This window comes from Acidovorax sp. LjRoot38 (assembly GCF_964252975.1).
Classification (GTDB): Bacteria; Pseudomonadota; Gammaproteobacteria; order Burkholderiales; family Burkholderiaceae_C; genus Acidovorax; species Acidovorax facilis.
The window spans coordinates 230,832-257,112 of sequence record NZ_CAXUPT020000001.1; the positions used below are offsets into that span (position 1 = coordinate 230,832).

A 26,281-nucleotide genomic window follows, 5' to 3' on the forward strand; every position below is an offset into this window, starting at 1 on the left:
GCCCCCATGACCATGACCCCCACACCTTGCGCCCCGTTGCTTCCCGGTGATGCCTTTCGCAAACGACGTCTGGGCGCGATCAGCCGGTGCCTCGCCATTGCCAGTTTTGGTGCCCTGGTGGCAGCTTGTGGCGGCGGCGGGGGTGATGCGGCGCCGGTTTCGCCGCCTCCGGGCTCCCCGGCGCCAGGCGCGCCAGCGCCAGCTCCGCCCCCCGGGGGCCATGTGTATGGCGATGTGCGCGGCGCAACCCTGGGTGTGGGCGCGCCGCTCAATGGCGCGCTGCCTTTCCCTGCCAACAATGACTGGAACGCGGATATCAGTGGGCTCCCCATCGATCCCAACTCTGACAACCTCATCGCCAGCATTGGCCTCACCCGGGGATTGTTCCCGGATTTCGGCGCGGGCCTGTGGGAAGGCGCACCTATCGGCATTCCCTATGTGGTGGTGGCAGGTACCCAGCCGCGTGTGGCGGTGCAGTTCACCGACTACGGCGACGAGAGTGATGCAGGCCCGTACCCGATTCCACTCAATGCCCCCATTGAAGGCGGCCCTTCCAGCGCAGGTGACCGGCACGTCATCGTGATCGACCGCGACAACAACCGCTTGTATGAAACCGGCAACAGCTACCCGCAGTCCGACGGCAGCTGGCGTGCGTCGGGTGGTGCTGTCTTTCACCTGGACAGCAACAACGTGCGTCCCACCGCCAGGCCGCGATGGACAAGCGCGGACGCAGCGGGCCTGCCGATATTTCCGGGCCTGGTGCGGTACGACGAGGCGTCGCTGGGCGCCGGTGGCATCCGCCACGCGTTGCGCTTTACCGTCAGCCAGACCCGCCGCGCCTACGTGCCGCCCGCGACCCACTGGGCATCGAGCAATACCAGCCCCAACCTTCCCCCCATGGGCATGCGCGTGCGCCTGAAGGCGGGCTATGCGATCCCGCCGGGCTTCTCTGCTGAAGCGCAGGCTATCCTCACCGCCCTCAAGACCCACGGGATGATGGTGGCCGACAACGGCTCTAACTGGTTCCTGAGCGGGGCGCCGGACGAACGCTGGAACAACGATCGCCTGAAGTCCGAACTGCGCCAGGTGCTGGGCCGCGACTTCGAGGTCGTGCGCATGGACGGGCTGGTGACGCCATGACTCCGCGGGGTGGCCAGTTGGGCGGGCCTTGGGGCTCTGTCTACTGGCGCGCCGTAAGCCGCTCCAGCAGTTCCACGGTGGGATAGCCGTCCGCCACAGCGCCGATGCTGCGCTGGTAGCCTCGCAGCCCTGCGCGGGTGGCGGGGCCCATCACGCCGTCCGGGGTGCCGACTGCAAATCCCTTGCGGTTGAGCGCCTCTTGTAGCTCCTGCAATTGCTGGCGTGAAAGGGGTGCAAGGTCGCGCGGCCAGGCGGCAACCACGGGCCCGCCACCGCCAATCTGGCGCGCCAACAGCGCCACCCCCAGCGCGTAGTTGACCGAGTTGTTGTAGCGCAGGATGACCCGGAAATTGCCCCCTACCAGAAAGGCCGGGCCTCGGGCACCTGCGGGCGTGACGATGGACGCGGAGGTCAGGGTGGGCAATGCCTGCCCGTCGATGCCGCGCACACCTTCAGCGTCCCACTGGGCTGTGGTCTGCCGTACGGAAGGGTCTGCGCGGGCGTGGTCGAAGGACGCGGGCAACTGCACCTCCACCCCCCAGGGTTCGCTCGCCTGCCAGCCCGAACGCGCCAGGAAATGCGCCGTAGACGCCGTCACGTCCGGGATGCTGCCCCAGATGTCGCGGTGGCCATCGCCATCGGCATCCACGGCGTAGGCCAGAAACACCGAGGGCAGGAACTGCGTGTGCCCCATGGCGCCGGCCCAGGAGCCGAGCATGCGGTCTGCTGCGATGTCGCCCTGGTCCACGATGCGCAGCGCGGACAACAGTTCGGCCTGGGCCCAGGCGCGGCGGCGGCCTTCATAGGCCAGCGTGGACAGCGCGTCCACGGTGCGGAACGTCCCGAAATTGCTGCCGTAGTTGCTCTCCATGCCCCAGATGGCGGTGATCACGGTGGCAGGCACGCCATAGCGGCCGGCAGTGGCTTCCAGCGTGGCGCTGTGTTCGGCCAGCTTGGCCTGGCCTTGGGCAATGCGCTGCGGCGACACCGCACTGTCAAGGTAGGCCCAGGGTGTGCGCGTGAATTCAGGCTGTGCCCGGTCAAGCTCCACCACACGCGGCTGCCATTGCGCCTGGCCCAGCACTTCGCGCACCGTGCGGGGCTGGATGCCCGCCTGCAAGGCCTGCGCCGAAAACGCGTCGCGCCATGCGGCAAAGCCTGCCGCATGGTCCACGCCAGCGGTGGGGCTGCCGGTAGATGCTGCGGCATCTTGGGCCGGTGTGCTGGTGGTGGCAGGGGGGGCGCTGGCTGGCGGCGGTGTTTTCACCGCGTCCGGGCGATGGGGAGGCGCTGCGGCGCAGCCCGCCAGAGCCAGGGCTGCCCAACATGCTGCAAGGGAACGTGGGGACCAAGAGGACAAAAGGGAAGGGCGGAGCCGCGAAACGGAGGGATTGGCTGGGTGGGTGCTTTGCATGCGCCATTGTCCCGCGCTGCAGCGGAGGTGCTGCGCTGCAGGTGTATCACGGCGTGAAGCGGCATCCGAGGGGTATTTGTATTTGCTATATATTTTATAGCTGCTAGCGCTTTATCAGTATGCGCTAGGGGCCTAAAAAGCTTGTAAATCAGGTTACAGTTCACGGTATCCCTCGCCCTGTTCTTCTGTCGCCCCCTGTTTGCCCATCGACCATGGCCCCCCACACCTTCCTTTGGCACGACTACGAAACCTTTGGTGCCAACACGCGCCGCGATCGGCCTGCGCAGTTCGCGGCCATCCGCACGGACGCGGAGCTGAACGAAATCGGCGAGCCGCTGATGTTCTATTGCCAGCCTGCCAACGACTACTTGCCCGACCCGGTGTCGTGCCTCATCACCGGCATCACGCCGCAGCTGTGCCTGGAAAAGGGCGTGCCCGAGCACACGTTCGCTGCGCGCATTGAGTCTGAGTTTGCCCAGCCCGGCACCATTGGTGTGGGCTACAACACCATCCGGTTTGACGACGAGATCACGCGCTTCATGTTCTGGCGCAACCTCATAGACCCCTATGCGCGCGAGTGGCAGAACCAGTGCGGCCGCTGGGACCTGCTCGACGTGGTGCGCATGACCTATGCGCTGCGGCCGGATGGCATCACCTGGCCAAAGAAAGAAGACGGCGTGACCCCCAGCTTCAAGCTGGAACACCTCTCCAAGGCCAATGGCCTGCAGCACGACGCGGCGCACGATGCGTTGTCAGACGTGCGCGCCACCATTGCGCTGGCGCGGCTGATCCGCCAGCACAACATCAAGCTGTTTGACTTTGCACTGAGCCTGCACAAGAAAGACCGCGTGGCCGCCGAGCTGCGCCTGCCCGCCACCACCAGCACGGCGCGGCCGTTTCTGCACGTGTCCGGCATGTTCCCCACCGAGCGCGGTTGCCTGGCCATGATGTGGCCGCTGGCCAGCCACCCCACCAACAAGAACGAGCTGATCGCCTGGGACCTGGCCCACGACCCACGCGAGCTGGCCACGCTGAATGTGGAGGACATCCGCCTGCGCATGTTCAGCAAGGCCGACGCGTTGCCCGAGGGCGTGACGCGCCTGCCCATCAAGACCATCCACCTGAACAAGTCACCCATGGTGGTGGGCAATGTGAACACGCTCACGCCCGCGCTGGCCCAGCGCTGGGGCATCGACCTGGCCCAGGCCGCGCAGCACGCCGAGGTGGCGCGCGCGCTGCCCGACATGAGCGGCATCTGGCCCGCAGTGTTTGCCCGCCCGCAAGAGCCGGCACCGGATGTGGACCAGGACCTGTACGGCGGTTTTGTGGGCAACAACGACCGGCGCCTGCTGAACGACCTGCGCACCCTGAACGGCGACAAGCTGGCCAAGGCGCGTGCGAACTTTGATGACCCGCGCCTGGCAGAGCTGCTGTGGCGCTACCGGGCGCGCAACTTTCCGCAAACGCTGTCGCCCGATGAGCAGGAACGCTGGGAGGCTCACCGCGCTGCCTGCCTGTTCGACGGGCAGGGCGGGGCGCGCACGGTGGAGCAGCTGTTCACCGAGATCGACGAACTCTCGGAGACCGCCGACGATGAGCGGACCCAGGACATTCTGGGCGCCTTGTACGATTACGCTGAACACATCGCACCTGAACGATGACTCCCCCTGAGGCGCTGCGCGCCTTCCCCCGGAGGGGGACGCACCCGGTGGCCTGGCGGAGCCAGTTCCACGGGTGCACTGGCATCAGGGCGCGCCAGTAGTGATCGCCCCGCCTCGTACGTACACCAGTAGAAACAAAGCAGCCGCAGATTTTTATGACGACACCGCAGAACCACAGTTTCACCACCCAGATCGTGCACGCCGACCGCCTGGGCGGCGCCGAGCATGGGGCCATCCACAAGCCGATCCATACGTCCGTTCAGTACGGGTACGAGAAGATGGAAGAGTTGATCGCCGTGTTCCAGGGCACGAGCAAGGGCGGCTTTAACTATGCGCGCCAGGGCACGCCCACCACGGCGGCGCTGGAGGCCAAGATCACGCAGATGGAGCGCGGGCACGGCTCCATCGTTTTCTCCACCGGCATGGCGGGCATTTGCGCGGTGTTCCTCACCCTGCTCAAGGCGGGTGACCATCTGGTGGCCAGCCAGTTCGTGTTTGGCAACACCAACAGCGTGTTCGGCACGTTGGCCGACCTGGGCATTGAAGTGACCACGGTGGATGTGACCGACGCGGCCAAAGTGGCTGCTGCCCTGCGCCCCAACACCCGCATGGTGTTTGTCGAAACCATTGCCAATCCCGGCACGCAGATCCCCGACCTGGAAGGCATTGGAGCGCTGTGCCAGCAACGTGGCGTGCTTTACGTGGTGGACAACACCGTGGCATCGCCCTATCTGTTCCGCGCTGCCACGGTGGGCGCGGGCCTGGTGGTCAATTCGCTCACCAAAAGCATCGGCGGGCAGGGCGCTGCGCTGGGTGGCGCTATCACCGACACGGGGCTGTACGACTGGTCGGGCTACCCCAACATCTTTGCGCCCTACCGCAAGGGCGACCCCAAGGGCTGGGGCCTTCAGCAGCTGCGCAAAAAGGGCCTGCGCGACATGGGTGGCACGCTGTCGTCCCATGCTGCGCACCAGCTGGCGCTGGGCGCTGAAACGCTGTCGCTGCGCATGGACCGTACCAGCGCCACGGCCCTGGCCTTGGCGCAGTGGCTGGAGGCGCACCCGGCCGTCTCGCGCGTGCTGTACCCCATGCTGCCTTCGCACCCCCAGCATGCCTTTGCCAAAAAGCTCCTCCAGGCGGGCTCATGGCTGCTGTCGTTCGAGCTGCGCAACCCCGACCAGTGCCTGGCCGTGTGCAACCGCCTGCAGTTGCCCATCAAGGCCACGGGGCTGGCCGACACGCGCACGCTGATCATCCCGGTAGCGCACACCATCTTCTGGGAGGCCGGCCCCGCCGTGCGTGCCGCCATGGACATTGGTGACAGCATGATCCGCCTGTCAGTGGGCCTGGAAGACCCACAAGACCTGCTCGCTGACTTTGAGCAGGCCCTTGCAGGCGCCTGACCTGTCAAACACCCGCCCAGGAGTTCCTCATGGCCACAGCAACCTCGGCGCCCCCCGCCAGCATCGGCAAGTACCGCATCGAGCGTGAACTGGGCCGGGGTGCGAGCGGCATCGTGTTTCTGGGGCTGGACGGCTTTAGGGGGCGCAAGGTGGCCATCAAGCAGACGCATGCCCATCTGCTGAAAGTACCCGAGCAGGCCGATCGCTACCGCAAGCTGCTGCGCAACGAGGCCGCGCTGTCGGGCCGCCTGCGCCACCCCAACATCGTGCGCCTGCTCGATGCGGATGAGGAGGCGCTGCCCCCCTACCTGGTGCTGGAATATGTGGATGGCCAGCCCCTGTCAGCCTATGCCACGCCGGATGCACTGCTGCCCGTGCCCCAGGTGCTGGACATTGCCTTCAAGTGCTGCAACGCGCTCGAGTACGCGTGCCGCGAAGGCCTGGTGCACCGCGACATCAAGCCCGCCAACCTCATGCTGGCCAAAGACGGCGACATCAAGCTGACCGATTTTGGTGCGGCGCTGTCACTGCGCAGCGATGCCACGCAACTGTCGGGCCTGGTGGGCTCGCCGTCCTACATGTCGCCCGAACAGGTGCGTGAACACGACCTCACGCACCACAGCGACATGTTCTCGCTGGCTGTTGTTGTGTACGAGCTGCTCACGGGCCGCCGCCCGTTTGACGGCGACACCGACTTCGCCACGCTCTACAAGATCAGCAACGAGGCGCCCACGCCACCGAGCCTGCTGCGCGCGTCGCTGCCAGCCCATGTGGACGACGTGTTGCTGCGCGCCCTGGCCAAGCAGCCCTCCGACCGTTTTGCGACCTGGGACGATTTTGCACGGGCGCTGCTGGCCGCCCACCAGAGTCTGCCCCGCCAAAAATCCCAAGACACCGAGGCCGAGCGTTTTGCGCGCCTGCGCGCGCTGCCGTTTTTTGCCGACTTTCACGACGTGGCCCTGTGGGAGCTGATGCGCCTGGGCAACTGGCGGCGGCTGGAGCGGGGCACGGTGCTGATGCGCGAAAACACGCCCGGCGATTCGTTCTGCATCCTGATCGAGGGCCAGGTGGCCGTGAGTCGCCAGGGCTGGAATCTCAGCACACTGAGTGCGGGCGTCACCCTGGGTGAAATGACCTACCTGCGCCCCGACAACAGGCTGCGCACCGCCACCGCCGTGGCCGAGTCCGAAGTGCTGGTGCTCAAGGTGCGCAACCCCGCGCTGCGCGGGGCGTCCGAAGACCTGCAGTCGTGTTTTGACAAGGCCTTCATCAAGCTGCTGGTGGGGCGGTTGATTGCGACCAACGAGCAACTGGCCGAGTGGGAGCTGGTGGCTGCCCCTCCCGCCCCGGTAACACCGGCATCGCCTTCCGCGCCGCGCGGCTGAATCGCTTCCGTTGCGCCCGCCGCTGGCTCGACTACCAGGGAGTCAGTGCACCACGGTTTGCAGTAGCAGCTCGTCAAGCGGGGCAGGGCGGCCCAGGGCGTATCCCTGGGCAAAGTGCACGCCCAGCCCGGTCAGCAGGTCCACGACGGCCTGGCTTTCGGCAAACTCCGCCACGGTCTTCTTGCCCATCAGGCAGCCAATTTCGTGGATGGACTTCACCATGGCGAAGCTCACCGGGTCGTCGGCCATGTTCTTCACAAACTGCCCGTCGATCTTGAGCATGTCCACCGCCAGCTCGCGCAGGTAGGCATACGACGATAACCCGCTGCCAAAGTCGTCCAGCGCAAACTGGCAGCCCCGCGCGCGCAGGGCGTGGATGAAACGGTTGGCCGCTGCCAGGTCGCCCATGGCGGCGGTTTCGGTGATCTCGAAACACAGGCGGTCGCAGCGCACCGGGGTCTGGTCCATGGCCTGCAGCACCTGGCTCAAAAATGCGGCGTCGCCCACGGACTGGCCCGACAGGTTGATGCAGCACAGCTCCACACGCTCCTGGTGTTCGGCCATCCACGCCAGGGCTTTTTTGATGACCCAGCGGTCCACCCGCGCGGCCAGGTGGTAGCGCTCCACGGCGGGCATGAATTCGCCCGGCGAGACCCGTTGGCCGTCGGCCGTGCGCATGCGCAGCAGGATCTCGCAATGCAGGCCGTGCGGCGGGTTGCCCTGCCGTGTGCCCAGGCGGGTGATGGGCTGGCCAAACAGCTCAAACCGGTCATGCTGTAGCGCATGCTCGATGCGGCTGACCCATTCCATGACGCCATAGCGCTGCGCGAGGGCAGGGTCGTTCTCGGCATAGACGTGGATGCGATTGCGCCCCCTGTCCTTGGCCACGTAGCAGGCGCTGTCTGCCGCCTGCAGCAAGGCGCCCACGCTTTCGGTGGCGGCATCCAGCACCACGGCTCCAATGCTGACACTGACACTGAACACATGGTCGCGCCAACCAAAACGGAATGCGGCCAGTTCCTGCTGCATGCGCTCTGCGACCTTCAAAGTCTGTTGCAGGTCCTGCTGCCACAGCAGGATGCCGAACTCGTCGCCTCCCAGGCGGCACAGCAGATCCTGAGGCTGCAGGTGGGCCAGGAACAGGCGCGCCACCTGCCGCAGCAGTTCGTCCCCTGCCGCATGGCCGCAGGTGTCGTTGATCACCTTGAAATTGTCCAGGTCAAGGTAGCACACGCAGTGGCGGTCGGAGGCCTCCCGCGTGGCGGCAAAGGCCTGGGCCAGCAGGTGCTCGAACGCGCGGCGGTTGCCCAGGCTCGTGAGCGTGTCGTGCAGGGCCTGGAACTCCATTTCGCGACTCAGCCGGCTGGCCTCGGTCACGTCGCGAAACACCAGCACCACACCGTCAGCATCCCCGCCGGGGCGCAGCAGTGGTGAGGCGGACAGGTCCATCAGCAGGGGGGCTCCTGCCAGTGGTGTGGACCGCAGCTTGGAATGCAACTGGGTGCTGCCTTGCGCCAGTGCGCGGCCCACCAGGTCGGGGGCAACCTGGGTGCCAGGTTCGGGGGCCAGGCCCAGCACGTCCTGGTGCCTGCGTCCGCAGGCGGCGGACAGCGACCAGCCTGTCAGCGTCTGGGCTGCAGGGTTCAGGTACTGCACCAGCCCCGTGGCGTCGGTGGTGACCACGGCGTCGCTGATCGAATGCAGGGTGACCTGCAGGCGCTCCTTTTGCTGCAGCAGCGCTTCTTCGGCCTCGTGCCGCGCGGTCATGAACCGCACCCGGTCCAGTGCCACGGCCAGATGCCCAGCGGTGGCCTGCATCAGTGCGATCTGCCAGGGCTTGGGGGGCCGCACGCCTTCCTCGTCGCCATAAGTGCCCATGCCCAGTGCGCCCATGCGCTGGTCCGCCATGATCAGCGGCACATTGACGATGGTGCGGTTGTGCAGCACAGCGACCACGGCCTTGTTGGTGCGTGGGTCGGTGCGGGCATCTTCCACCACCACGACGTGGGTGGCCTGCATGATTTCTTCGAGCAGCGCATCCCCCTTCACGGGGATTTTCATGGTCTGCAGCTGGCGGCTCAGGGCACCCTCCTCACCACTGGTGGTGTGTGTGAGGAAGTCCAGCATCCCCGAGGATTCGTCAATCAGGGCCAGCCAGACGTGGCGGTAGTCAAAAACACTCTCTCCCATGGGTTTGACGGCATCGAGCACGTCGGACAAGGTCCAGGCGCGTTCCAGGCGTTTGCACAGCTGGAGCAGGGCCTCGGAGTGCCTGCGCTCTTCGGCGTCGTGGGGCGCTGTGGGGTTGGGGGGCAATGTCATGGAACGTGGTGAAGGGCGCTTTCCGGGAGCCCTGGAGCAAGGGACGACGTGCTCGATCGCTGCCGTGGCGCCGCTTGCGCGCCCATGAGGCAGAGCATAGGTACCGCCTCAGTCGCCCGCATGGTGGAAACCACCAATTGGCTTTGGATGGTCCGTGCAAGCCACCCCGAAGTCTTTGGGGTCCGTGGTGCGCTCAGGGGCAACCCCCGGTGGGAGCGTCGGAATGGCCCCAGTGAGAAGGAATTGGGTAGGAGCAAGTTGCTATTCAATTTGTAGCTGCTAGCGCTTGATAGGTAAGCGATAGGGCCAATTTTATTCAATAACTTTAACCAAAAAACCGATAGCACACCACAACGGCCGCCAGCACCCCCGCCAGTTCTGCCAACAGCGCGCAGCCCACCGCGTGCCGCGCACGCTGAATGCCCACCGCCCCAAAGTACACGGCCAGTACATAAAAGGTGGTCTCGGTACTGCCCTGAATGGTGGCTGCAGCCAGCGCCGCAAAGCTGTCTACCCCTTGCGTCTGCATGGTCTCGATCAGCATGGCGCGCGCAGCGCTGCCTGAAAACGGCTTGACCAGCGCAGTGGGCAGAGCGTCCACAAACCGGGTGTCTGCACCCAGCACCTGCACGCACCAGCGGATGCCATCGAGCACATAGCCCAGCGCCCCCGATGCACGGAATACCGCCACGGCACACAGCATCGCCACCAGATAGGGCAGCAGGCCCTTGGCCACGTCAAAACCTTCGCGCGCGCCCTCGATGAAAGCTTCGTACACGGGCACCTTGCGCCACGCGCCGATGCCCACGAACAGGACGATCAGCGCAAACAGCGTGAGGTTGCCCAGCAAGGACGACAACTGGGCTAGCGCGGCGGCGCTCAAGGTGGCCAGCAGCGCCATGAAGCCGCTCAGAACCAGTGCGACGGGCAGCAGATAGGCCAGCACCACGGGGCTCCACAGCGGCAGGCGCTGCACCACCGCCACGCTGAGCAGGCCCACCAGCGTGGACGCTGATGTAGCCAGCAGAATGGGCAAAAAAACCAGCGTCGGGTCGGGCGCTCCCTGCTGCATGCGGTACATGAAGATCGTCACCGGCAGCAGCGTGAGCGAAGAGGCGTTGAGCACCAGGAACAGGATCTGCGCGTTGGTGGCGGTGTCGGGCTCGGGGTTCAACTCCTGCAGGGCTTTCATCGCCTTCAGGCCCATGGGGGTGGCCGCGTTGTCCAGCCCCAGGGCGTTGGCGGCAAAGTTCATCGTGATCAGCCCCAGCGAGGGGTGGCCGCGCGGCACCTCGGGCATGAGCTTGGCAAACAGCGGTGCCAGCCAGCGCGCCAGGGCGTCCACAATGCCCGCCTTTTCGGCAATGCGCAAGAAACCCAGCCACAGCGTGAGCGTGCCAAACAGCAGCACCATCACCTCGACCGACAGCTTGGCCATCTGGAACAGGGCCTGCACCATCGACGAAAAGATCTCGGCATTGCCGCCCACCAGCCACTGGGCCAGTGCGGCCACGGCAGCGGTCAGAAAAAAGCCCAGCCACAAGGTGTTGAGCATCAGTGGTCCTGAATGACGGGGAAGCGAAGGGCCTGCATGGTGGTGAGGTTACCTGCCCCCAGGCTGGGCGCTGGCTTGGGCGTGGCGGCAAGGCAACGGGTGGCTCGGTGTTACCCTATAGGGTTCGGTTCCAACCTGCACAGGGGCTTATTTCGGGCTTTTGGTGCTCGAATGGGCCTCCATCACATCGACAGGCGCCCTGGCGCGCCACAACTCCAAGAAAGACATCACCATGGGCGCGCAGTGGAAAGCAAAAGGCAAGGCACAGGTGGCCGACGCCAAGGGCAAGCTGTTTGGCAAGCTGGTCAAGGAAATCACCGTGGCCGCGCGCGGCGGTGCCGACCCGGCCAGCAATGCGCGCCTGCGCCTGGTGGTAGAGCAGGCCCGCAAGGCCTCGATGCCCAAAGATACGCTGGAGCGTGCCATCAAAAAGGGCTCGGGCACCGGTGCTGATGCCGTGAACTACGAGCGCGTGATTTACGAAGGCTTTGCGCCCCACCAGGTCGCCGTGATGGTCGAATGCCTGACCGACAACGTCAACCGCACCGCGCCCGAAATGCGCGTGCTGTTCCGCAAGGGCCAGCTGGGCACCTCGGGCTCGGTGGCCTGGGACTTCAACCATGTCGGCATGATCGAGGCCGAGCCCGCCAACCCCGACGCCGACCCCGAATTGGCCGCCATCGAAGCCGGTGCACAAGATTTTGAAGCAGGCGACGAAGAAGGCACCACCACCTTCTGGACCGACCCTACCGACCTCGATCTGGTGAGCCGTGCGCTGCCCGCCCACGGCTTCAATGTGCTGTCGGTCAAGCTGGGCTACAAGCCCAAAAACCCGGTAAACCCCGCCAACCTGACCGCCGAACAGCTCGAAGAGGTGGAGAACTTCCTGGCCGCCATCGATTCCAACGACGACGTGCAGAACGTGTTTGTGAGCCTGGGCGGCTGATGGTGGTGGCCCGCTGGCCTGGTTGCCGGTGCCAGTTTCATCCCGCCCCCGCTCCATTGAATCATCCATGACCGCAGACCACTACGCCGCCCTCGGGCTTGCGGCCAACGCATCGCTGGCCGACATCAAGAAAGCCTTTCGCCAGAAGGCGTCTTTCTACCATCCGGACCGCAACGACGCCCCCGACGCTGCCCAGCGCTTTCAGGCTGTGCAAAAAGCCTATGAAGTGCTGTCGGACGACACCGCCCGCCAGGCCTACGACGACAACCGCCGCCGCAACCTGCTGGACGACCCGCTGCACACCGCCCAAGAGATCTGGCAAGCCTATTCCTCGCGCATTTTGACAACGACCACTCCGTGAAACTTTCCCCTTATTTTTATGACCTGCGCTCTGCCTACCAGGCCGAGCTGGACGACCTGGTTTCCGACTCCGAAGGCAAGGATGTGCTGCGCAAGCGGCTGGCCGAAAAGCGCAACGAGATTGCCTTTCTGGTCCAGATGATGGAGTTGGCCCCCGAAATGGTGGCCGTGGTGTTCCACCAGGGTTTTCGCTTCACCAAGCCGGCTGTGGTGGAACACCTGCTGAGCCTGCCGGTGGACGAACTGCCCGACTGGCACAGCCTCTCGCCTGCCATCGCGCTGGAGCCCTGGGCCAGCAGCCTGGCGCAAACCGTGCTGCGCGAACCGCAGGGCGCCCGCTTCATGGCTGTGGCTGCAGGGCTGGAATACCTGCAGCAGCACGCCCGCCTGGCGCACCATGCGGCCTCGTCGGCCGAGGGTGACAGCGACGCCGATGACGGTGAAGACGCCGCAGAGCATGATGACGACTACAACGCACTGAGCGCCGATGACGCTGCGGACCCACAAAACAGCCGCAGCCGCGAAGAGGCCAGCTCCAACTGGCTGGCCGACGCGGGTTTTGACCGCAAGGAGTGACGACCATGAGCAGCAACAACCAACACCTCGCCCTTATCACCAAGACCACTAGCCTGATCGCGGCTGGCGACATCGTGGGCGCCGAATCGGCCTTGTCGGAGCTGGCGGATGCTGAGGGCGACAACGCCTTGATGGTGGTGCTGGACCAGCTGGCCCCCAAGGACATTCTGGCCGTGATGCGCGAGTACGACGAGTCCAAGGCCTCTGTGGTCAACATGCTGGTGACGCCTGAGCAGTTCGCGCGCGCAATGGTGCTTGAAAAGCAGTACAAGGACCTCACCCACACGCACCTGCGCAGCATGGTCAACGCGGTCATCTTCCGCGACGATGCCGACCCGGTGGAGTTTCTTACTGCCATTGGCGACCTGGACGGTGGCGCCGAGGCCTTGGCCAACTACTTTGCCGAAAAGTGGAGCCGCATCGAAGCCTTTGCCCGCACCGGCACGTTTGACGCGGTGGAAGACTATGGCCCCACGCTGACCGACGACGAGCTGCTCGCCTCGGGCTACGTGCAGCCGCGCATCGATCTGGACGAGGTGGCCGACCGCGACTGGATGCAGATGGCCTGGCTGCTGCGCTACGAGTGCCGCGACCTGTTCATCGAAACCTTGCTGGTGCTGCGCGCCAAGGCACGTGCCTTTGACCTGGGCCTGGAAGAGGGCGACGAATCGCCCGCCGAGGAAGACGACGGCAAATTCGAGACCAGCGAGACGGATCGCGGCAAGGCCACGCCCGCCGCACGTACGTCGGATGAGGAATCGGCGATTTGAGATGAAGCACCCCCTGAGTCGCTTCGCGCCTTCACCCCTCTCTCGCATTGCTGCGCAACGCGGGAGGGGGACGCCCCCAGCGCGGCGGGGCGGCCCTTGCGCGGGGGCGCTGGCCTTCGCAGCGCCAGTTTCAACGGCTGCGGGAATGGCCCACTAAATGACCATCGACGAACAGTCCTCTACCCAGGCTGCGGGGGCCAACACGCTGCAGCTCCACGACGCCCGTCCTTTCTTTGAAAAGGCGCTGGCCTATGGCGTCCAGCATGGCGTGATTGGTGCCGACAAGCTGGCCGCCATCAATGCCGATGCGCCCAAGGGCATGGTGCAGATTGCCCGCTACTTTGGCAGCGAGTTTTTGCGGCCCGAGCTGGAGAAGGCGCGTGACCGCATGGTCAACCTCATCAGCCTGTACCTGCTCGATACCACCGGGGGCGACCTGCACCAGGCCGCCATCTCGCTGCGCGACCATTCGTTGCTGTCGCGCTCCAAGGGCGGCTCAGACATGCTCAAGCGCCTGATTGGCATGCCCGAGAGCAGCAACTTTGGCATGGCGGGCTATGCCGATGCCGAGACCCCGCTACTGGCCGTGTGGTCACTGCGCAGCCATGCTGACTACCGGGCCGAGCTGGCGCGCCGCACGCAGATTGCGCAGGCCATCCATGCCGCCCAGTGGCTGGCCGAGCAGTTCGACCTGGACCCGGACGAGCTCGAAGCTGCGGGTGCCGATGCTGAAGCCGTCATCCGCACCGGCCTGCTCATGCTGGCCCTGGCGCCCAGGTCCATGGACCTGGGCGAATGGCCGAACACCGTCGCGTTCGAAAAAATGCTGATGGCACAGCGCAAGAAGAAGCTGGCGCCGCCTTCACAGCTGCGCCTGCCCCCTGGTTTGCCTGCTGAACTGCGCGAGGTGGTGTTGGCGCACTGCGCCAGTGTGCTGGCCGACCTGCCGAGGCTGCTGGATTCCGCCACACTGGTGCGTACGCTGCTGCGCCCCACCGGCGCTTTCCGCGCGCGCTACTTTCTGCTGGACGACCCGCTGGCCGAGGTGGACAACTTCCACCGCAGCCTGGATGCGCTGGAGGAGGGCGAGGAACCCCCGCTGCCCGCCAGCAAGACCTGGACAAAAACCACCCAGGGCAACGATGACGAGCATTCGCTGCTCACGCTGTTCCTGTGCCTGGCTGCGGGTGTGCCCAAGAAAACCCTGCTGACCGAAAAGACCGCCGCCAGCCTGGTGCGCAAACTGCGCAAATCCGGCCTGCAGCCCGCGTTGGCCACCGAGTTCATCCGCACCCACGCGCCCGGTGTGCACCAGCAGGACTACATCGCGCTGTGGACCAGCTTTGTGCAGGACGCAGAAAAAACCTTGCTCAGCGACATGGACTACCAGATGCACGATGCCCTGGCCCTGCTGCGCCGGGAATGCAATGTGGTGGGCTAGCGGAAAACGGCACGCTGCGGGCTTGGCGCCGTCATCCGCCCAATTTATCCCATTTGCACCAGGCGGCACCTTTACACAGGTCAAGGAAAGGTGCCGCGCGACACGGTGCCCGGCGGCGGTCCGGTTAACATTCCAGCCGCCCGCCAGCCCGCCCTCAAAGTGCACAGCCCCACACTCCTCATCATTGCAGCGCTTCTGACTGCGCTCGTCACCACGGTGTTGTATGCCGTGTGGTCGTTCAACCGGAACATCCCCGGCCTGCGCCTGTGGATGGTGTCGTTCCTGCTGGGGTCGGTGTTCAGCGTGAGTCTGCTGGTGCGGGACTGGTTTCCCGAGGTGGTGGCGGTGGTGATCTCGCAAGGTTCGGTGTCGCTGGCAGCCTACCTGTGCCTGATGGCCAGCCGCATGTACATGGGGCGACGCCCGTTTTCTCATTGGTATGCGGTCGTGGGTATCGGGGCCCTGATGGTCGCGTCGGTGTATTTCACCGTGGTGCAGCCCCATCTGGGCATGCGGTTTGTTTTTGTGGGGCTGGGTGCGGGCATCTGCTTTTTGCTCACGGCGCGCACGATGGCCGATGGTGGCGTGCGCCGCGTGCCCGCGCGCTACCTGTTTGCGTTGGTGGCGGGTCTGCATGGTCTGTTTTTGTTGCTGCGTCCGGCACTGTTCAAGCTCGCTCCCGTTGCGCCCGGCGGCTTGCCAGACGCCGGACTGGTGACGCTGGTATCGCAGTTTGTTCTGCTGGAGGCCATTGTGGCCGTGGTGTTGCTGGGGTTTGGTGCGCTGATGCTGGCCAACGAGTTCATCACCAGCGAGCTGCGGCACCTGGCCGAGATGGACCCGCTGACCAACGTGTTCAACCGCCGCGCGTTTCTCACGCTGCTGGACAAGGCCATCAGTGCCGCCCAGCGCACCGGGACGGCTGTGCCCGTGCTGGTGATGGACCTGGACCACTTCAAGAACATCAACGACACCTGGGGTCACCGGGCGGGTGACGATGTGCTGCGCCATTTTGTGATGCTGGCCCACCGTTGCCTGCGCAAGGAAGACGTGATGGGGCGCCTGGGGGGCGAAGAGTTCGCCATCTTCCTGCCCAACGCGAGCGCCGCTGGCGCCTTGGCCGTGGCTGAACGCCTGCGCGCGCTGGTCGAAGCCCAGCCAGTTGCCACGGGCCCGCAGTCCATTCCGCTGACCGTGAGTGTGGGCGTCACCCTGTGTGCCCACGGCGACGCGGCGGGCGCTGCGCTGCAGCGCGCCGACGAGGCCATGTACCTGGCCAAAGAGCGCGGCCGCAACCGCGTGGAAGTGTCTGAAAAAATCGTGGGCACTCCGGTGGCGCCAGCAGCGACTGCTGCTTGAGTCGCCGTACGCACCGCCTGTGTCGGCTGCCCGACCTTCGCTGCGCCGCTGCAGCATTTGCTGGCGGCAAAATGGTGGGCACCCCTTCGGCCCACAACAACCTGACCACCATCCCATGGCAATCAATCCCCACGGCAGCAATCCGGGCGCCCCGTTCGATGTGTCGCCCACCCCACCCGCTGCACCGCGCAGGGCGTTCCTCCGATCGGGTACGGGGTTGGCCACCCTGGGTGTGGTGGCGGTCTCTGGTGCTGGGTACCTGCTTTACCGGCCCGGAAACGATCGGCAACTCGTCTTTGGCACCCTGGCGGGCGCCATGCAAGAGGTAGAACGCCTTGCAGGCGCGGCGGTCCAGCCGCTGGCACCCGCCACGGCCTGGAGCTGGTCGCAGACGCTGGAGCACTGCGCACAGAGCATCGAGTTCTCGCTGCAGGGTTTTCCGGCCCCCCAGTCGGCGCTGTTCCAGAACACGCTGGGTGCAGCGGCTTTCAACGTGTTTGACCTGCGCGGCCGCATGAGCCACAACCTGGCAGAACCCATTCCCGGCGCGCCCGCGCTGGATGCGTCCACGCCCGACGCGTCAGCGGCCCTGGCCCGGCTGCGCAAGGCCGTGCAGGACTTTGCCGCCCATGCCGGGCCGCTGCAGCCGCACTTTGCCTACGGGGCGTTGAGCCGCGTGCAGTACGAGCAGGCGCACGCCATGCACCTGGCCAATCACCTGTCGGCGTTTGATGTGCGGGGCTGAGTGGAGGGCTGGTGCAACGCGTGCGGTGTGGGCCGCGGAATTCAACCCTGACTGAGATTGTTTGCTATAAATAATATAGCTATTAGCGCTTGTTCAATAAGCGCTGGAGCCATTTTTCTTAACATTTTCTGATTGTCAGATCAGCCCAGATCGTCAAAGTCCCACTGGGCGCACAGCGCCTCAAAGCGATCGGCGTCCAGGGCGCTCAGGAACAAGCCCGGCTCTGCAAGCTCCCTCTCGGCATGCAGGTACCACACCAGCGCCTGCGGCCCCACGGTGAAGATGCGCAGCCCCGCTACATCCACCACGGCCTGCGCCTGCATGGCGTGCAGCAGCGCTGCCAGGTCCCCCTGCGTTGAGAACCCATGGCACGCGCGCATGCCGCAGAACGGGTAGCCACCCTGGGCCATCTGGTAGTAGGCGATGGTGTGCAAAAACGCATCCAGGCCCAGGTCTTCCTCGTGCCAGTCGGGGGCGTCCAGGTCGGTGGTTTGCCATACCCGCTGCTGCGCATCGGTGGCCCACCAGCACACGGCCTGGTTTTCTTCCAGAAACAGCAGCTTGTCGCCCAGGCACTCCAAATCCTGCAGCGGCGCAAACCGCTGAAAACCGGCCATCAAATCGGCACGCCTGCCCACGGCGGCGTAGTAAGCGCGCAGGGCAGGGGGCACCTGGCACCCCAGGCGATGGCTTGCGGCAGCCAGTTCATCTTCCGTCAGCCCGTCTTCGGCGCTGACAGGACGGCCCAGCAGCCAGGCCAGGGTGTCGGAAAGGGGCGGGGGGGTGAAGGCGGTCATGGGTTTCGGGTGCGAGAGCCACGCGCGGCCGGTGCGAGCCGGATGTTGGGGGGACGATTGATGCAGGTCAAGAGAGGGCGTGCTGCAGCTTGGGGCAACGTGGAGTGCAAAGCTACCATCCCCGGATGGGCCCATGTGCCCACAAGGATGGACCATGAGCAAGCAATGGAAGATCGCCGCGGCCCTGGCCGTGGTGCTGCTGGGGGGATGGCTGCTGCTGCGCTGGGCGCCCTGGCAGGCCCAGGGGCCAGGCCCCGGTTTTGTGAGCGGCAACGGCCGCATCGAGGCCACCGAGATCGCCGTGGCCACCAAGCTGGCGGGTCGGGTGCTGGAGGTGCTGGTGGCCGAGGGCGACTTTGTAAAAGCCGGTCAACCCCTGGCCCGGATGCAGATCGACGGCCTGCAGGCCCAGCGCGAAGAGGCCGTGGCCCGGCTGCAGCAGGCGCAGCTGGCCATCAGCAGCGCCCAGGTGCAGGTGGCCCAGCGCGAAAGCGACTACCAGGCCGCGCTGGCCGTGGTGGCCCAGCGCGAGAGCGACCTCGACACTGCCCGCCGCCGTCTGCCGCGCTCTGAGCAGCTGGCGCGCGAAGGCTTTTTCTCCAGCCAGTTGCTCGACGATGACCGCGCCAAGGTGCGCAGCCAGCAGGCCGCTGTGACCGCTGCCAAAGCACAGGCCAAGGCCGCACAGGCGGGTATTGGCGCGTCCCGGACGCAGGTGACCAGTGCCGAGGCCAACGTGCGCGCGCTTCAGGCCACGCTCGCGCGGATCGATGTGGAGCTGGCCGACAGTGAACTCAAGGCCCCGCGCGATGGCCGTGTGCAGTTCCGCGTGGTGCAGCCCGGCGAGGTGGTGGGCGCGGGCGCACGGGTGCTGCAGCTGGTGGACCTGAGCGACGTGTACATGACCTTCTTCTTGCCAGAGACCGTGGCGGGTCGCGTGGCGCTGGGCAGCGAGGTGCGCATCGTGCTCGATGCTGCGCCGGGCTTTGTGATTCCTGCAGAAGTCTCGTTTGTCGCCAGCACCGCGCAGTTCACCCCCAAGACGGTGGAGACCGCCAGCGAGCGCCAGAAGCTCATGTTCCGCGTGCGGGCCCAGATCGACAAGGCGCTGCTGCTGCGCCACCAGGACCAGGTCAAGACCGGCCTGCCCGGCGTGGCCTGGCTGCGGGTAGACCCCGCAGTGGAATGGCCCGCTAATCTCGCCGTCAAGGCCGACCAGTGAACCTCCCCGGCAGCGCGGCACCCGTGGCCCGCCTGCGTGGCGTGGGCCAGCGCTACGGGCGCACGGTGGCGCTCGCAGACATCGATTTGGAAGTGGCCGCGGGCCGCATGGTGGGCCTGATCGGGCCGGATGGCGTGGGCAAGTCCAGCCTGCTGGCGCTGGTGGCGGGCGCGCGGGCGGTGCAGCAGGGCGCCGTGGAAGTGCTGGGCGGCGACATGGCCAAAAGCCGCCACCGCAGCCGGGTGTGCCCGCGCATCGCCTACATGCCCCAGGGCTTGGGCAAGAACCTGTATCCCACGCTGTCGGTGGAAGAGAACCTGCAGTTTTTTGGCCGCCTGTTCGGGCACGACGCGGCCGAGCGGCGCCGCCGCATTGACGAGCTCACGCGCAGCACGGGGCTATATCCGTTTCTGGCAAGGCCAGCGGGCAAGCTCTCGGGCGGCATGAAACAAAAGCTGGCCCTGTGCTGCGCGCTCATCCATGACCCCGACCTGCTCATCCTGGACGAACCCACCACCGGCGTGGACCCGCTGGCGCGCGCGCAGTTTTGGGATTTGATCGGCCGCATCCGTGCAGCGCGGCCGGGCATGAGCGTGATCGTGGCCACGGCCTACATGGAAGAGGCGCAGCGCTTTGAATGGCTGGTGGCCATGGACGAAGGGCGCATTCTGGCCACCGGTACGCCTGCCGAGCTGATGGCCCGCACCGGGCATGATGCGCTGGAGCAGGCCTTTGTGGCCCTGCTGCCCGAGGCCAAGCGCCGGGGCCACCAGGCGGTGCAGATTCCGCCGCTGGACCGGTCGCAGGCGGATGATGCCGTCAACGTGGCCATCGAGGCGCGCGACCTGACCATGCGTTTTGGTGACTTTGTGGCGGTGGACCATGTGAGCTTTCGCATCCAGCGCGGCGAGATCTTTGGCTTTCTGGGCAGCAACGGCTGCGGCAAGTCCACCACCATGAAGATGCTCACCGGCCTGCTGCCCGCCAGCGACGGGCAGGCCTGGCTGTTTGGCCAGCCGGTGGACCCCAAGGACATGGCCACACGGCGGCGGGTGGGCTACATGTCGCAGGCGTTCTCGCTGTACAGCGAGCTGTCGGTGGAGCAGAACCTGGTGCTGCATGCTAGGCTGTTCCACGTGCCCGAGGCCGAGGTGCCAGGGCGCGTGTCGGCCATGCTGGAGCGCTTTGACCTGCAGGCCGCCCGCAGCGCACTGCCCATGAAGCTGCCGCTGGGCATGCGCCAGCGCCTGTCGCTGGCCGTGGCCATGGTGCACCAGCCCGAGCTGCTGATCCTGGACGAGCCCACATCGGGTGTGGACCCGATGGCCCGCGACAACTTCTGGCGCCTGATGGTGGAGCTGGCGCGGCGCGACAAGGTCACCATCTTCATCTCCACCCACTTCATGAACGAGGCCGAGCGCTGCGACCGCATCTCGCTGATGCACGCGGGGCGCGTGCTGGAAAGCGCTGCGCCGCAGGACATCGTCGCTAAGCGCGGCGCCGCCACGCTGGAAGAAGCCTTCATCGGCTACCTGGAAGATGCTGCGGGCACGGCCCAGGCTCCTGTGTCCGTGGCGGCTTCGGGCCCCACTGCGCTATCGCCGGTGTCCGCGCCCAATACTCCCACCTGGCCCACCTGGCCCACCCGCCTGCGCCAAAGCCTGGCCCGCATCCACAGCACCCAGTGGCGCGAAGCGCTGGAGCTGCGCCGCGACCCGGTGCGGGGCGCCATGGCGCTGCTCGGCTCGCTGATCCTGATGTTCGTGATGGGCTACGGCATCAGCATGGATGTGGAGAACCTGCGCTTTGCCGTGCTGGACCGCGACCAGACCGCGCTGAGCCGAGCCTATACGCTGAACCTGGCGGGCTCGCGCTACTTCACCGAGCAGCCGCCGATCACCACCTATGCCGAGCTGGATGCGCGCATGCGCTCCGCCGAGATATCGCTGGCGCTGGAGATCCCGCCCGGCTTTGCCCGCGACGTGGCACGCGGCCAGCCGGTGCAGATCGGCGCCTGGGTGGACGGCGCCATGCCGCAGCGCGCCGAAACCGTCATCGGCTACGCCCAGGGCCTGCACCAGCAATGGCTGGTGGAGCAAAGCCGCAGCCGCACGGGCGTGGTGCCCCGGGGCCTGCTGGAGGTGGAGCCGCGCTACCGCTACAACCCCGACGTGCGCAGCCTGCCGTCCATGGTGCCTGCCGTGATCCCGCTGCTGTTGCTCATGCTGCCCGCCATGCTCACGGCCCTGGCCGTGGTGCGCGAGAAGGAGCTGGGCTCCATCATCAACCTGTATGTCACGCCGACCACGCGCACCGAATTCATGCTGGGCAAGCAGCTGCCCTATGTGCTGCTGGCGCTGTTCAACTTTGGCCTGATGTGCCTGGCAGCGGTGACGGTGTTTGGCGTGCCGATGACGGGAAGTTTTGCCACGTTGACATTGGCCGCCGTGGTGTTCAGCCTGTGCTCCACGGGCATGGGCCTCCTGGCCTCCACCGTCACGCGCAGCCAGATTGCGGCGATGTTCTTTGCCATGGTGGGCACGATCATTCCGGCCGTGCAGTTTGCGGGGCTCATCAACCCCGTGTCGTCCATGACGGGCTTTGCGCGCTGGTTCGGAGAGGCCTATCCGGCCAGCCACATGTTCACCATCAGCCGGGGGGTGTTCAACAAGGCGCTGGGCCTGCAGGATTTGCAGGCCGAGTTCTGGCCCATGCTGGTAGCGGTGCCGGTCATCGTCGGCACCGCCATCCTGTTGCTACGTAAGCAGGAGACCTGACATGGCGCTGAGAGGTCGTTGGTCGAACGTTTTCAGGTTAGGCATCAAGGAACTATGGAGCCTGTGGCGCGACCCGGCCATGCTGTTCCTCATCGTCTACACCACCACGCTGGCGGTGTACTCGGCGGGCATGGCGCAGCCTGAGACGCTGTACCACGTGCCCATTGCCATCGTGGACGAGGACGACTCGGCGCTGTCCCAGCGCATCGCCACGGCGTTCTACGCGCCCCAGTTCACGCGCCCCGCCATGATCAGCATGCGCGAGGTAGATCCGTTGCTGGATGCTGGCCGCTTCACCCTGGTGCTGCATATTCCCGCCCATTTCCAGCGCGACGTGCTGGCGGGCCGGGTGCCGCAGGTGCAGCTCAACATCGACGCCACGCGCATGGGGCAGGCGTTTGCGGCCAATGGGGCGGTGCAGCAGATTGTGCAGCTGGAGGTGGCGGAGTTCGTGCAGCGCGACCGCCCCGTGGCCGAGCAACCCATCGAGCTGACGGTGCGCTCGCGCTTCAACCCGGCGCTCAACCCTGCGTGGTTTGGGTCGCTGATGGAGTTGATCAACATCGTGACCATGCTCTCCATCATCCTCACCGGCGCCGCGCTGATCCGCGAACGCGAGCATGGCACGGTGGAGCACCTGCTGGTCATGCCTGTCACCCCGGGCGAGATCATGCTGGCCAAGGTCTGGGCCATGGCGCTGGTGGTGCTGGTCGCTACCTGGGTGTCGCTCACGGCGGTGATCCGCTGGGCGATTGGCGTGCCCATCGAGGGCTCGGTGCCGCTGTTTCTGCTGGGCGCCACGCTGCACCTGTTTGCCACCACGTCCATGGGTATCTTCATGGCCACGGTGGCGCGCAGCATGCCGCAGTTCGGGCTGCTGATGGTGCTGGTAATGATGCCGCTGGAGATGCTGTCGGGCGGCATGACGCCCCGCGAGAGCATGCCCTTGTGGGTGCAGTACGTGATGGCGCTGGCGCCCACCACGCACTTCACCGAACTGGCCCAGGCCATCCTCTACCGGGGCGCGGGCTGGGCGGTGGTGTGGCCGTCGCTGGTGTGGCTGCTGGGCATTGGGGCGGTGCTGTTCAGCCTGGCGCTGGCGCGGTTTCGCAAGACGATTGCGCGCATGGCGTAGATGCTTGGGATACTATTGAGTTTGTAGCATGTTGCGCTTGTTGGATAAGCGCCAGGGGCTAATTGGACGTGAAATCCACGCTGCAGGGCCGCCCCGGCAGGTGCAGTTGCGCCACGGGTGCCGGGCTGCTGGCGAGCCGCTGGCCCCGCCGCCACACGCCCAGGCGGGTTGCCCGCAACGCAATGGCCTCGACGGGGGTGCGTGCGTGCAGCAGCACGAAGTCGGCATGGCAGCCGGGCGCAATGCCATAGCCCTCCAGGCCCAGCAGGCGCGCGGGGTTCACCGTCACCGCATCAAAACACTGCCGCATCGCAGCCTGGCTGGTCATCTGCCCCACGTGCAGGCCCATGTGCGCGGCCTCCAGCATGTCGGCGCTGCCGCCGCTGTACCAGGGGTCGAGCACGCAGTCGTGGCCGAAAGCGACGGTGAGACCCGCAGCCATCAGCTCGGGCACGCGGGTCATGCCCCGGCGCTTGGGGTAGGTGTCGTGGCGGCCCTGCAAGGTGATGTTGATGAGAGGGTTGGCCACCACGCCCAGATCGGCCTCGGCCATCAGGGGGATGAGCTTGCTCACGTAGTAGTTGTCCATGCTGTGCATGGAGGTGAGATGCGAGCCCGTCACACGGCCGTGCAGGCCCAGGCGCTGGGTTTCAAAAGCCAGGGTTTCGACATGGCGCGAGTGCGGGTCGTCGGATTCGTCGCAGTGCATGTCCACGCGCTTGCCGCGTTCGGCGGCCAGCTCGCAGAGGATCTTCACGCTCTCGGCCCCCTGGGCCATCGTGCGTTCGAAGTGAGGAATGCCGCCCACCACGTCCACGCCCATATCCAGAGCCCGTTTCAGGTTGTCGAGCCCGCCCGGCGCGCGCAGCACGCCGTCTTGCGGGAAGGCCACGAGCTGCAAATCCAGGTAGGGCGCCACGCGCTGTTTCACATCCAGCAGGGCCTGCACCGGGAGCAGGCTGGGGTGGCTCGTGTCCACGTGGCTGCGAATGGCCAGCAGTCCGCGCGCCACGGCCATGTCGCAATAGCGCAGGGCGCGCTCTACGATGGCCTCGTGCGTCAGCGTCGGCTTGAGCTCGCCCCACAGTGCAATGCCTTCGAGCAGCGTGCCACTCTCGTTCGCGCGCGGCTGGCCGTAGCTCAGGGTCGAATCCATGTGGAAATGCGCATCCACAAACGGCGGGCTCACCAGCAGGCCACCGGCATCTACCGTCTCATGCGCAGGGGCTTGCAGGCCTTCGGTCACTTCGGCAATGCGCCCGTCCTGCACGGCAATCGACATGTTCTGGCGGCCATCGGGCAGGGTGGCGTGGGTGATGAGCAGGTCGAGCATGGCGTGGGCGGTTAAGGTCGTAGTGTCGGGTTTTTTCAAGACGTGAGCGGGCTCTGTGCCTAAGCTCTGGGTCTCGCTTTGCGCATCAACGATTCAGCGCATCCATTCTTACAAAGGCAGCTCTCATGCAATTTGGCTACACGATTCTCTACGTCGAAGACGTTCCAAAAACCATCGCTTTTTACGAGGCTGCTTTCGGCTTTGTCCGCCGTTTCGTGCACGAGGCGGGCGACTATGGCGAGATGGACACCGGTGCCACCGCGCTGGCCTTCTCGTCGCTGCGGCTGATGGCGGAGCTGGGCAAGAACCCGCAGCGCGCGTCGGCCGACGCACCAAGCTTTGAGATCGCGTTCACGACCCCCAACGTACCCGCCGCCGTGCAACGCGCAGTGGGCGCCGGTGCGCAACTGGTGCAGGCGCCGGAGCAAATGCCCTGGGGCCAGACCGTGGCCTATGTGGCGGATATCAACGGGGCGCTGGTGGAGCTGTGCACGCCCATGGGCGCCCCCGGTGCCTGAGTCAGGGGGGCAACGCATCAGCGCCTCTTGTTGGTGCGAAAACGCACCTCGCCCGGCTTGTGCCCCGCGTCGATGGTGATGCGGAACACGGTGTCGTCGTAGCCAGACTGCGCCCGCGCGGTAAATCGAATACCCCTGCGTGTGGGCTGGCAGTTCATCTGGCTCAGGGTGATTTCGGCATGGTCGTTGTTGATCTGTTCAAAGGTCGCGGTATGCACCTCGCTGGCGCTGTCGCTTCCATCACGCACGATCCACTGCAGGTACAAGAACGACTGCGCATAACGCGTGGCGTGCACGATGCGGTACACGCCGCGGCCTTCGCCGGACTGCGCAGGCGCGGGCCAGTCGCCACAGACTTTGATCCAGTCCACATCGGGCGCGGTGGCGAAGGATTCATAGGGCAGATCCATCCCCAGCGCGTGGGCCTGACCGGTGAAGGCCAGAAGTGCACCTGCCAGCCAACGTGCGACGGGCTGACTTGTTTTTGTCATCGCTCCCCTTTGCGATACGGCTTCATCAGCGCCTGCGGATACGCCGCCTTGCGCGCCACCAGCACCAGCGCAAGGATGGACAGCAGATAGGGCAGCATCAAATACACCTGGTAGGGCAGCCACGCATCGCCCGCCTGCTGCAGCCGCAACTGCAGTGCATCAAAAAACGCAAACAGCAGCGCACCCAGCAACGCCTTGCCCGGCCGCCAGGATGCAAACACCACCAGCGCCACGCAGATCCAGCCCCGGCCGTTGATCATGTTGAAGAAGAACGCGTTGAACGCCGACAGCGTGAGGAACGACCCCGCCACGCCCATCAACGCCGAGCCCGCCACGATGGTGCCCGTGCGTGTGGCCGCCACCGAGATGCCCTGGCCTTCGGCCGCCTGCGGGTTCTCGCCCACCATGCGCACAGCCAGGCCCAGCGGGGTGCGCATCAGCACCCAGGCCAAGAGCGGCACCAGCAGTAGGGCCAGCAGCGTGAGCGGCGTCTGCGCAGACAGGATGGGAATGCCCAGCCACTCCATCGGCGCAAACGGCTCGATGGTGGGTGGTGTGTTCACTTTGGGGAAGCTCACGCGATAGCCGTAGTAACTGAGCGCCGTGGCTAGCAGCGTGATGCCGAGCCCCGACACATGCTGCGACAGCGCCAGCCCCACGGTCAGCCAGGCGTGCAATAGCCCGAAGACAGCGCCGGTGAGCGCCGCCACCAGCACCCCGGTCCACAATCCATGGCCTGCATACACCGTGAGCCAGCCGGTAAAGGCCCCGGCCACCATGATCCCTTCAATGCCCAGGTTGAGCACACCCGCGCGTTCGCACAGCAAAACCCCCAGCGTGCCCAGGATGAGCGGGGTGGCCACGCGCAGTGTGGCGATCCAGAACGCAGGGTTGGCGAGGATGTCGAGCAGTTCGGTCATGCGGCTGCTCC

General features: G+C 65.9%; 22 protein-coding genes. 15 read left to right on the plus strand and 7 right to left on the minus strand.

Going from position 1 to position 26,281, the window contains the following annotated elements; translation table 11 throughout:
* The first annotated feature begins 6 nt into the window (after window positions 1–6).
* Window positions 7–1,140 (plus strand): hypothetical protein, encoded by a 1,134-nt coding sequence (locus tag ACSQ22_RS01040; protein WP_436129138.1) that lies wholly within the window; start codon window positions 7–9, stop codon window positions 1,138–1,140.
* A gap of 40 nt (window positions 1,141–1,180) precedes the next feature.
* Here the strand turns inward: ACSQ22_RS01040 and ACSQ22_RS01045 are convergent, their stop codons facing one another.
* Window positions 1,181–2,554, minus strand: a complete 1,374-nt coding sequence (locus ACSQ22_RS01045) for a lytic murein transglycosylase (RefSeq protein ID WP_436129139.1) — start codon at window positions 2,552–2,554, stop codon at window positions 1,181–1,183.
* Window positions 2,555–2,766: 212 nt separating this feature from the next.
* Here ACSQ22_RS01045 and sbcB point away from each other — a divergent pair, with 212 nt between their 5' ends.
* From sbcB to ACSQ22_RS01060, 3 genes are all read left to right on the plus strand, one after another.
* A complete protein-coding gene (gene sbcB, locus ACSQ22_RS01050) occupies window positions 2,767–4,215 on the plus strand; it encodes an exodeoxyribonuclease I (protein ID WP_436129140.1) in 1,449 nt (482 codons plus the stop codon).
* Window positions 4,216–4,370: 155 nt separating this feature from the next.
* Complete coding sequence (locus tag ACSQ22_RS01055; protein ID WP_055396703.1) at window positions 4,371–5,618, plus strand: cystathionine gamma-synthase family protein; 1,248 nt, start codon at window positions 4,371–4,373, stop codon at window positions 5,616–5,618.
* A gap of 29 nt (window positions 5,619–5,647) precedes the next feature.
* Entirely contained in the window at window positions 5,648–7,003 is a 1,356-nt protein-coding gene (locus ACSQ22_RS01060; RefSeq protein ID WP_436129141.1) for a protein kinase domain-containing protein, read from the plus strand.
* A 42-nt stretch (window positions 7,004–7,045) separates the two neighbouring features.
* Here ACSQ22_RS01060 and ACSQ22_RS01065 read toward each other — a convergent pair whose 3' ends face one another.
* Complete coding sequence (locus tag ACSQ22_RS01065; RefSeq protein WP_436129142.1) at window positions 7,046–9,325, minus strand: EAL domain-containing protein; 2,280 nt, start codon at window positions 9,323–9,325, stop codon at window positions 7,046–7,048.
* Window positions 9,326–9,650: 325 nt separating this feature from the next.
* On the minus strand, window positions 9,651–10,880 hold the full coding sequence (locus ACSQ22_RS01070; protein WP_436129143.1) for a nucleoside recognition domain-containing protein: 1,230 nt from the start codon (window positions 10,878–10,880) through the stop codon (window positions 9,651–9,653).
* A gap of 232 nt (window positions 10,881–11,112) precedes the next feature.
* Between ACSQ22_RS01070 and ACSQ22_RS01075 the strand changes: the two genes are divergently transcribed.
* The 7 genes from ACSQ22_RS01075 (at window position 11,113) to ACSQ22_RS01105 (ending at window position 17,077) form a co-directional block, all read left to right on the plus strand.
* A complete protein-coding gene (locus ACSQ22_RS01075) occupies window positions 11,113–11,826 on the plus strand; it encodes a YebC/PmpR family DNA-binding transcriptional regulator (RefSeq protein WP_055396756.1) in 714 nt (237 codons plus the stop codon).
* 67 nt (window positions 11,827–11,893) lie between these two features.
* Complete coding sequence (locus tag ACSQ22_RS01080; protein WP_436129144.1) at window positions 11,894–12,187, plus strand: J domain-containing protein; 294 nt, start codon at window positions 11,894–11,896, stop codon at window positions 12,185–12,187.
* On the plus strand, window positions 12,184–12,762 hold the full coding sequence (locus ACSQ22_RS01085) for a hypothetical protein (protein ID WP_121420332.1): 579 nt from the start codon (window positions 12,184–12,186) through the stop codon (window positions 12,760–12,762). Before ACSQ22_RS01080 ends, ACSQ22_RS01085 begins: the two co-directional genes overlap by 4 nt.
* A 5-nt stretch (window positions 12,763–12,767) precedes the next feature.
* A complete protein-coding gene (locus ACSQ22_RS01090) occupies window positions 12,768–13,532 on the plus strand; it encodes a hypothetical protein (protein WP_121420331.1) in 765 nt (254 codons plus the stop codon).
* A 157-nt stretch (window positions 13,533–13,689) separates the two neighbouring features.
* Complete coding sequence (locus tag ACSQ22_RS01095) at window positions 13,690–14,973, plus strand: hypothetical protein (RefSeq protein ID WP_436129145.1); 1,284 nt, start codon at window positions 13,690–13,692, stop codon at window positions 14,971–14,973.
* Between the two features lie 90 nt (window positions 14,974–15,063).
* Window positions 15,064–16,332 (plus strand): GGDEF domain-containing protein, encoded by a 1,269-nt coding sequence (locus tag ACSQ22_RS01100; RefSeq protein ID WP_436129146.1) that lies wholly within the window; start codon window positions 15,064–15,066, stop codon window positions 16,330–16,332.
* Between the two features lie 115 nt (window positions 16,333–16,447).
* Window positions 16,448–17,077, plus strand: coding sequence for a DUF1569 domain-containing protein (locus tag ACSQ22_RS01105; RefSeq protein ID WP_436129147.1), 630 nt, complete (start codon window positions 16,448–16,450; stop codon window positions 17,075–17,077).
* Between the two features lie 140 nt (window positions 17,078–17,217).
* On the opposite strand, the gene ACSQ22_RS01110 is transcribed toward ACSQ22_RS01105, so the two are convergent.
* Window positions 17,218–17,874, minus strand: a complete 657-nt coding sequence (locus ACSQ22_RS01110) for a hypothetical protein (protein ID WP_436129148.1) — start codon at window positions 17,872–17,874, stop codon at window positions 17,218–17,220.
* A 154-nt stretch (window positions 17,875–18,028) separates the two neighbouring features.
* Here ACSQ22_RS01110 and ACSQ22_RS01115 point away from each other — a divergent pair, with 154 nt between their 5' ends.
* From ACSQ22_RS01115 to ACSQ22_RS01125, 3 genes are read left to right on the plus strand one after another with little or no spacing between them, the layout of a single operon-like run.
* Window positions 18,029–19,096 carry an HlyD family secretion protein gene (locus ACSQ22_RS01115; RefSeq protein WP_436129149.1) on the plus strand — a complete coding sequence of 356 codons (1,068 nt, stop codon included), beginning with the start codon at window positions 18,029–18,031 and terminating at the stop codon, window positions 19,094–19,096.
* Window positions 19,093–21,873, plus strand: a complete 2,781-nt coding sequence (gene rbbA / locus ACSQ22_RS01120) for a ribosome-associated ATPase/putative transporter RbbA (RefSeq protein WP_436129150.1) — start codon at window positions 19,093–19,095, stop codon at window positions 21,871–21,873. The genes ACSQ22_RS01115 and rbbA overlap by 4 nt, the downstream gene beginning before the upstream one ends.
* A 1-nt stretch (window position 21,874) precedes the next feature.
* Window positions 21,875–23,008 carry an ABC transporter permease gene (locus ACSQ22_RS01125; RefSeq protein ID WP_436129151.1) on the plus strand — a complete coding sequence of 378 codons (1,134 nt, stop codon included), beginning with the start codon at window positions 21,875–21,877 and terminating at the stop codon, window positions 23,006–23,008.
* Window positions 23,009–23,066: 58 nt separating this feature from the next.
* Here ACSQ22_RS01125 and ACSQ22_RS01130 read toward each other — a convergent pair whose 3' ends face one another.
* On the minus strand, window positions 23,067–24,341 hold the full coding sequence (locus ACSQ22_RS01130; protein WP_436129152.1) for an amidohydrolase family protein: 1,275 nt from the start codon (window positions 24,339–24,341) through the stop codon (window positions 23,067–23,069).
* A gap of 125 nt (window positions 24,342–24,466) precedes the next feature.
* Between ACSQ22_RS01130 and ACSQ22_RS01135 the strand changes: the two genes are divergently transcribed.
* Entirely contained in the window at window positions 24,467–24,859 is a 393-nt protein-coding gene (locus ACSQ22_RS01135) for a VOC family protein (RefSeq protein WP_436129153.1), read from the plus strand.
* 17 nt (window positions 24,860–24,876) lie between these two features.
* Here ACSQ22_RS01135 and ACSQ22_RS01140 read toward each other — a convergent pair whose 3' ends face one another.
* Both ACSQ22_RS01140 and ACSQ22_RS01145 read right to left on the minus strand, forming a co-directional pair.
* Window positions 24,877–25,350, minus strand: a complete 474-nt coding sequence (locus ACSQ22_RS01140) for a hypothetical protein (RefSeq protein WP_436129154.1) — start codon at window positions 25,348–25,350, stop codon at window positions 24,877–24,879.
* Window positions 25,347–26,270: an ABC transporter permease gene (locus ACSQ22_RS01145; protein ID WP_436129155.1), complete on the minus strand. Its 924-nt coding sequence runs from the start codon at window positions 26,268–26,270 to the stop codon at window positions 25,347–25,349. The genes ACSQ22_RS01140 and ACSQ22_RS01145 overlap by 4 nt, the downstream gene beginning before the upstream one ends.
* Between the last annotated feature and the right edge of the window lie 11 nt (window positions 26,271–26,281).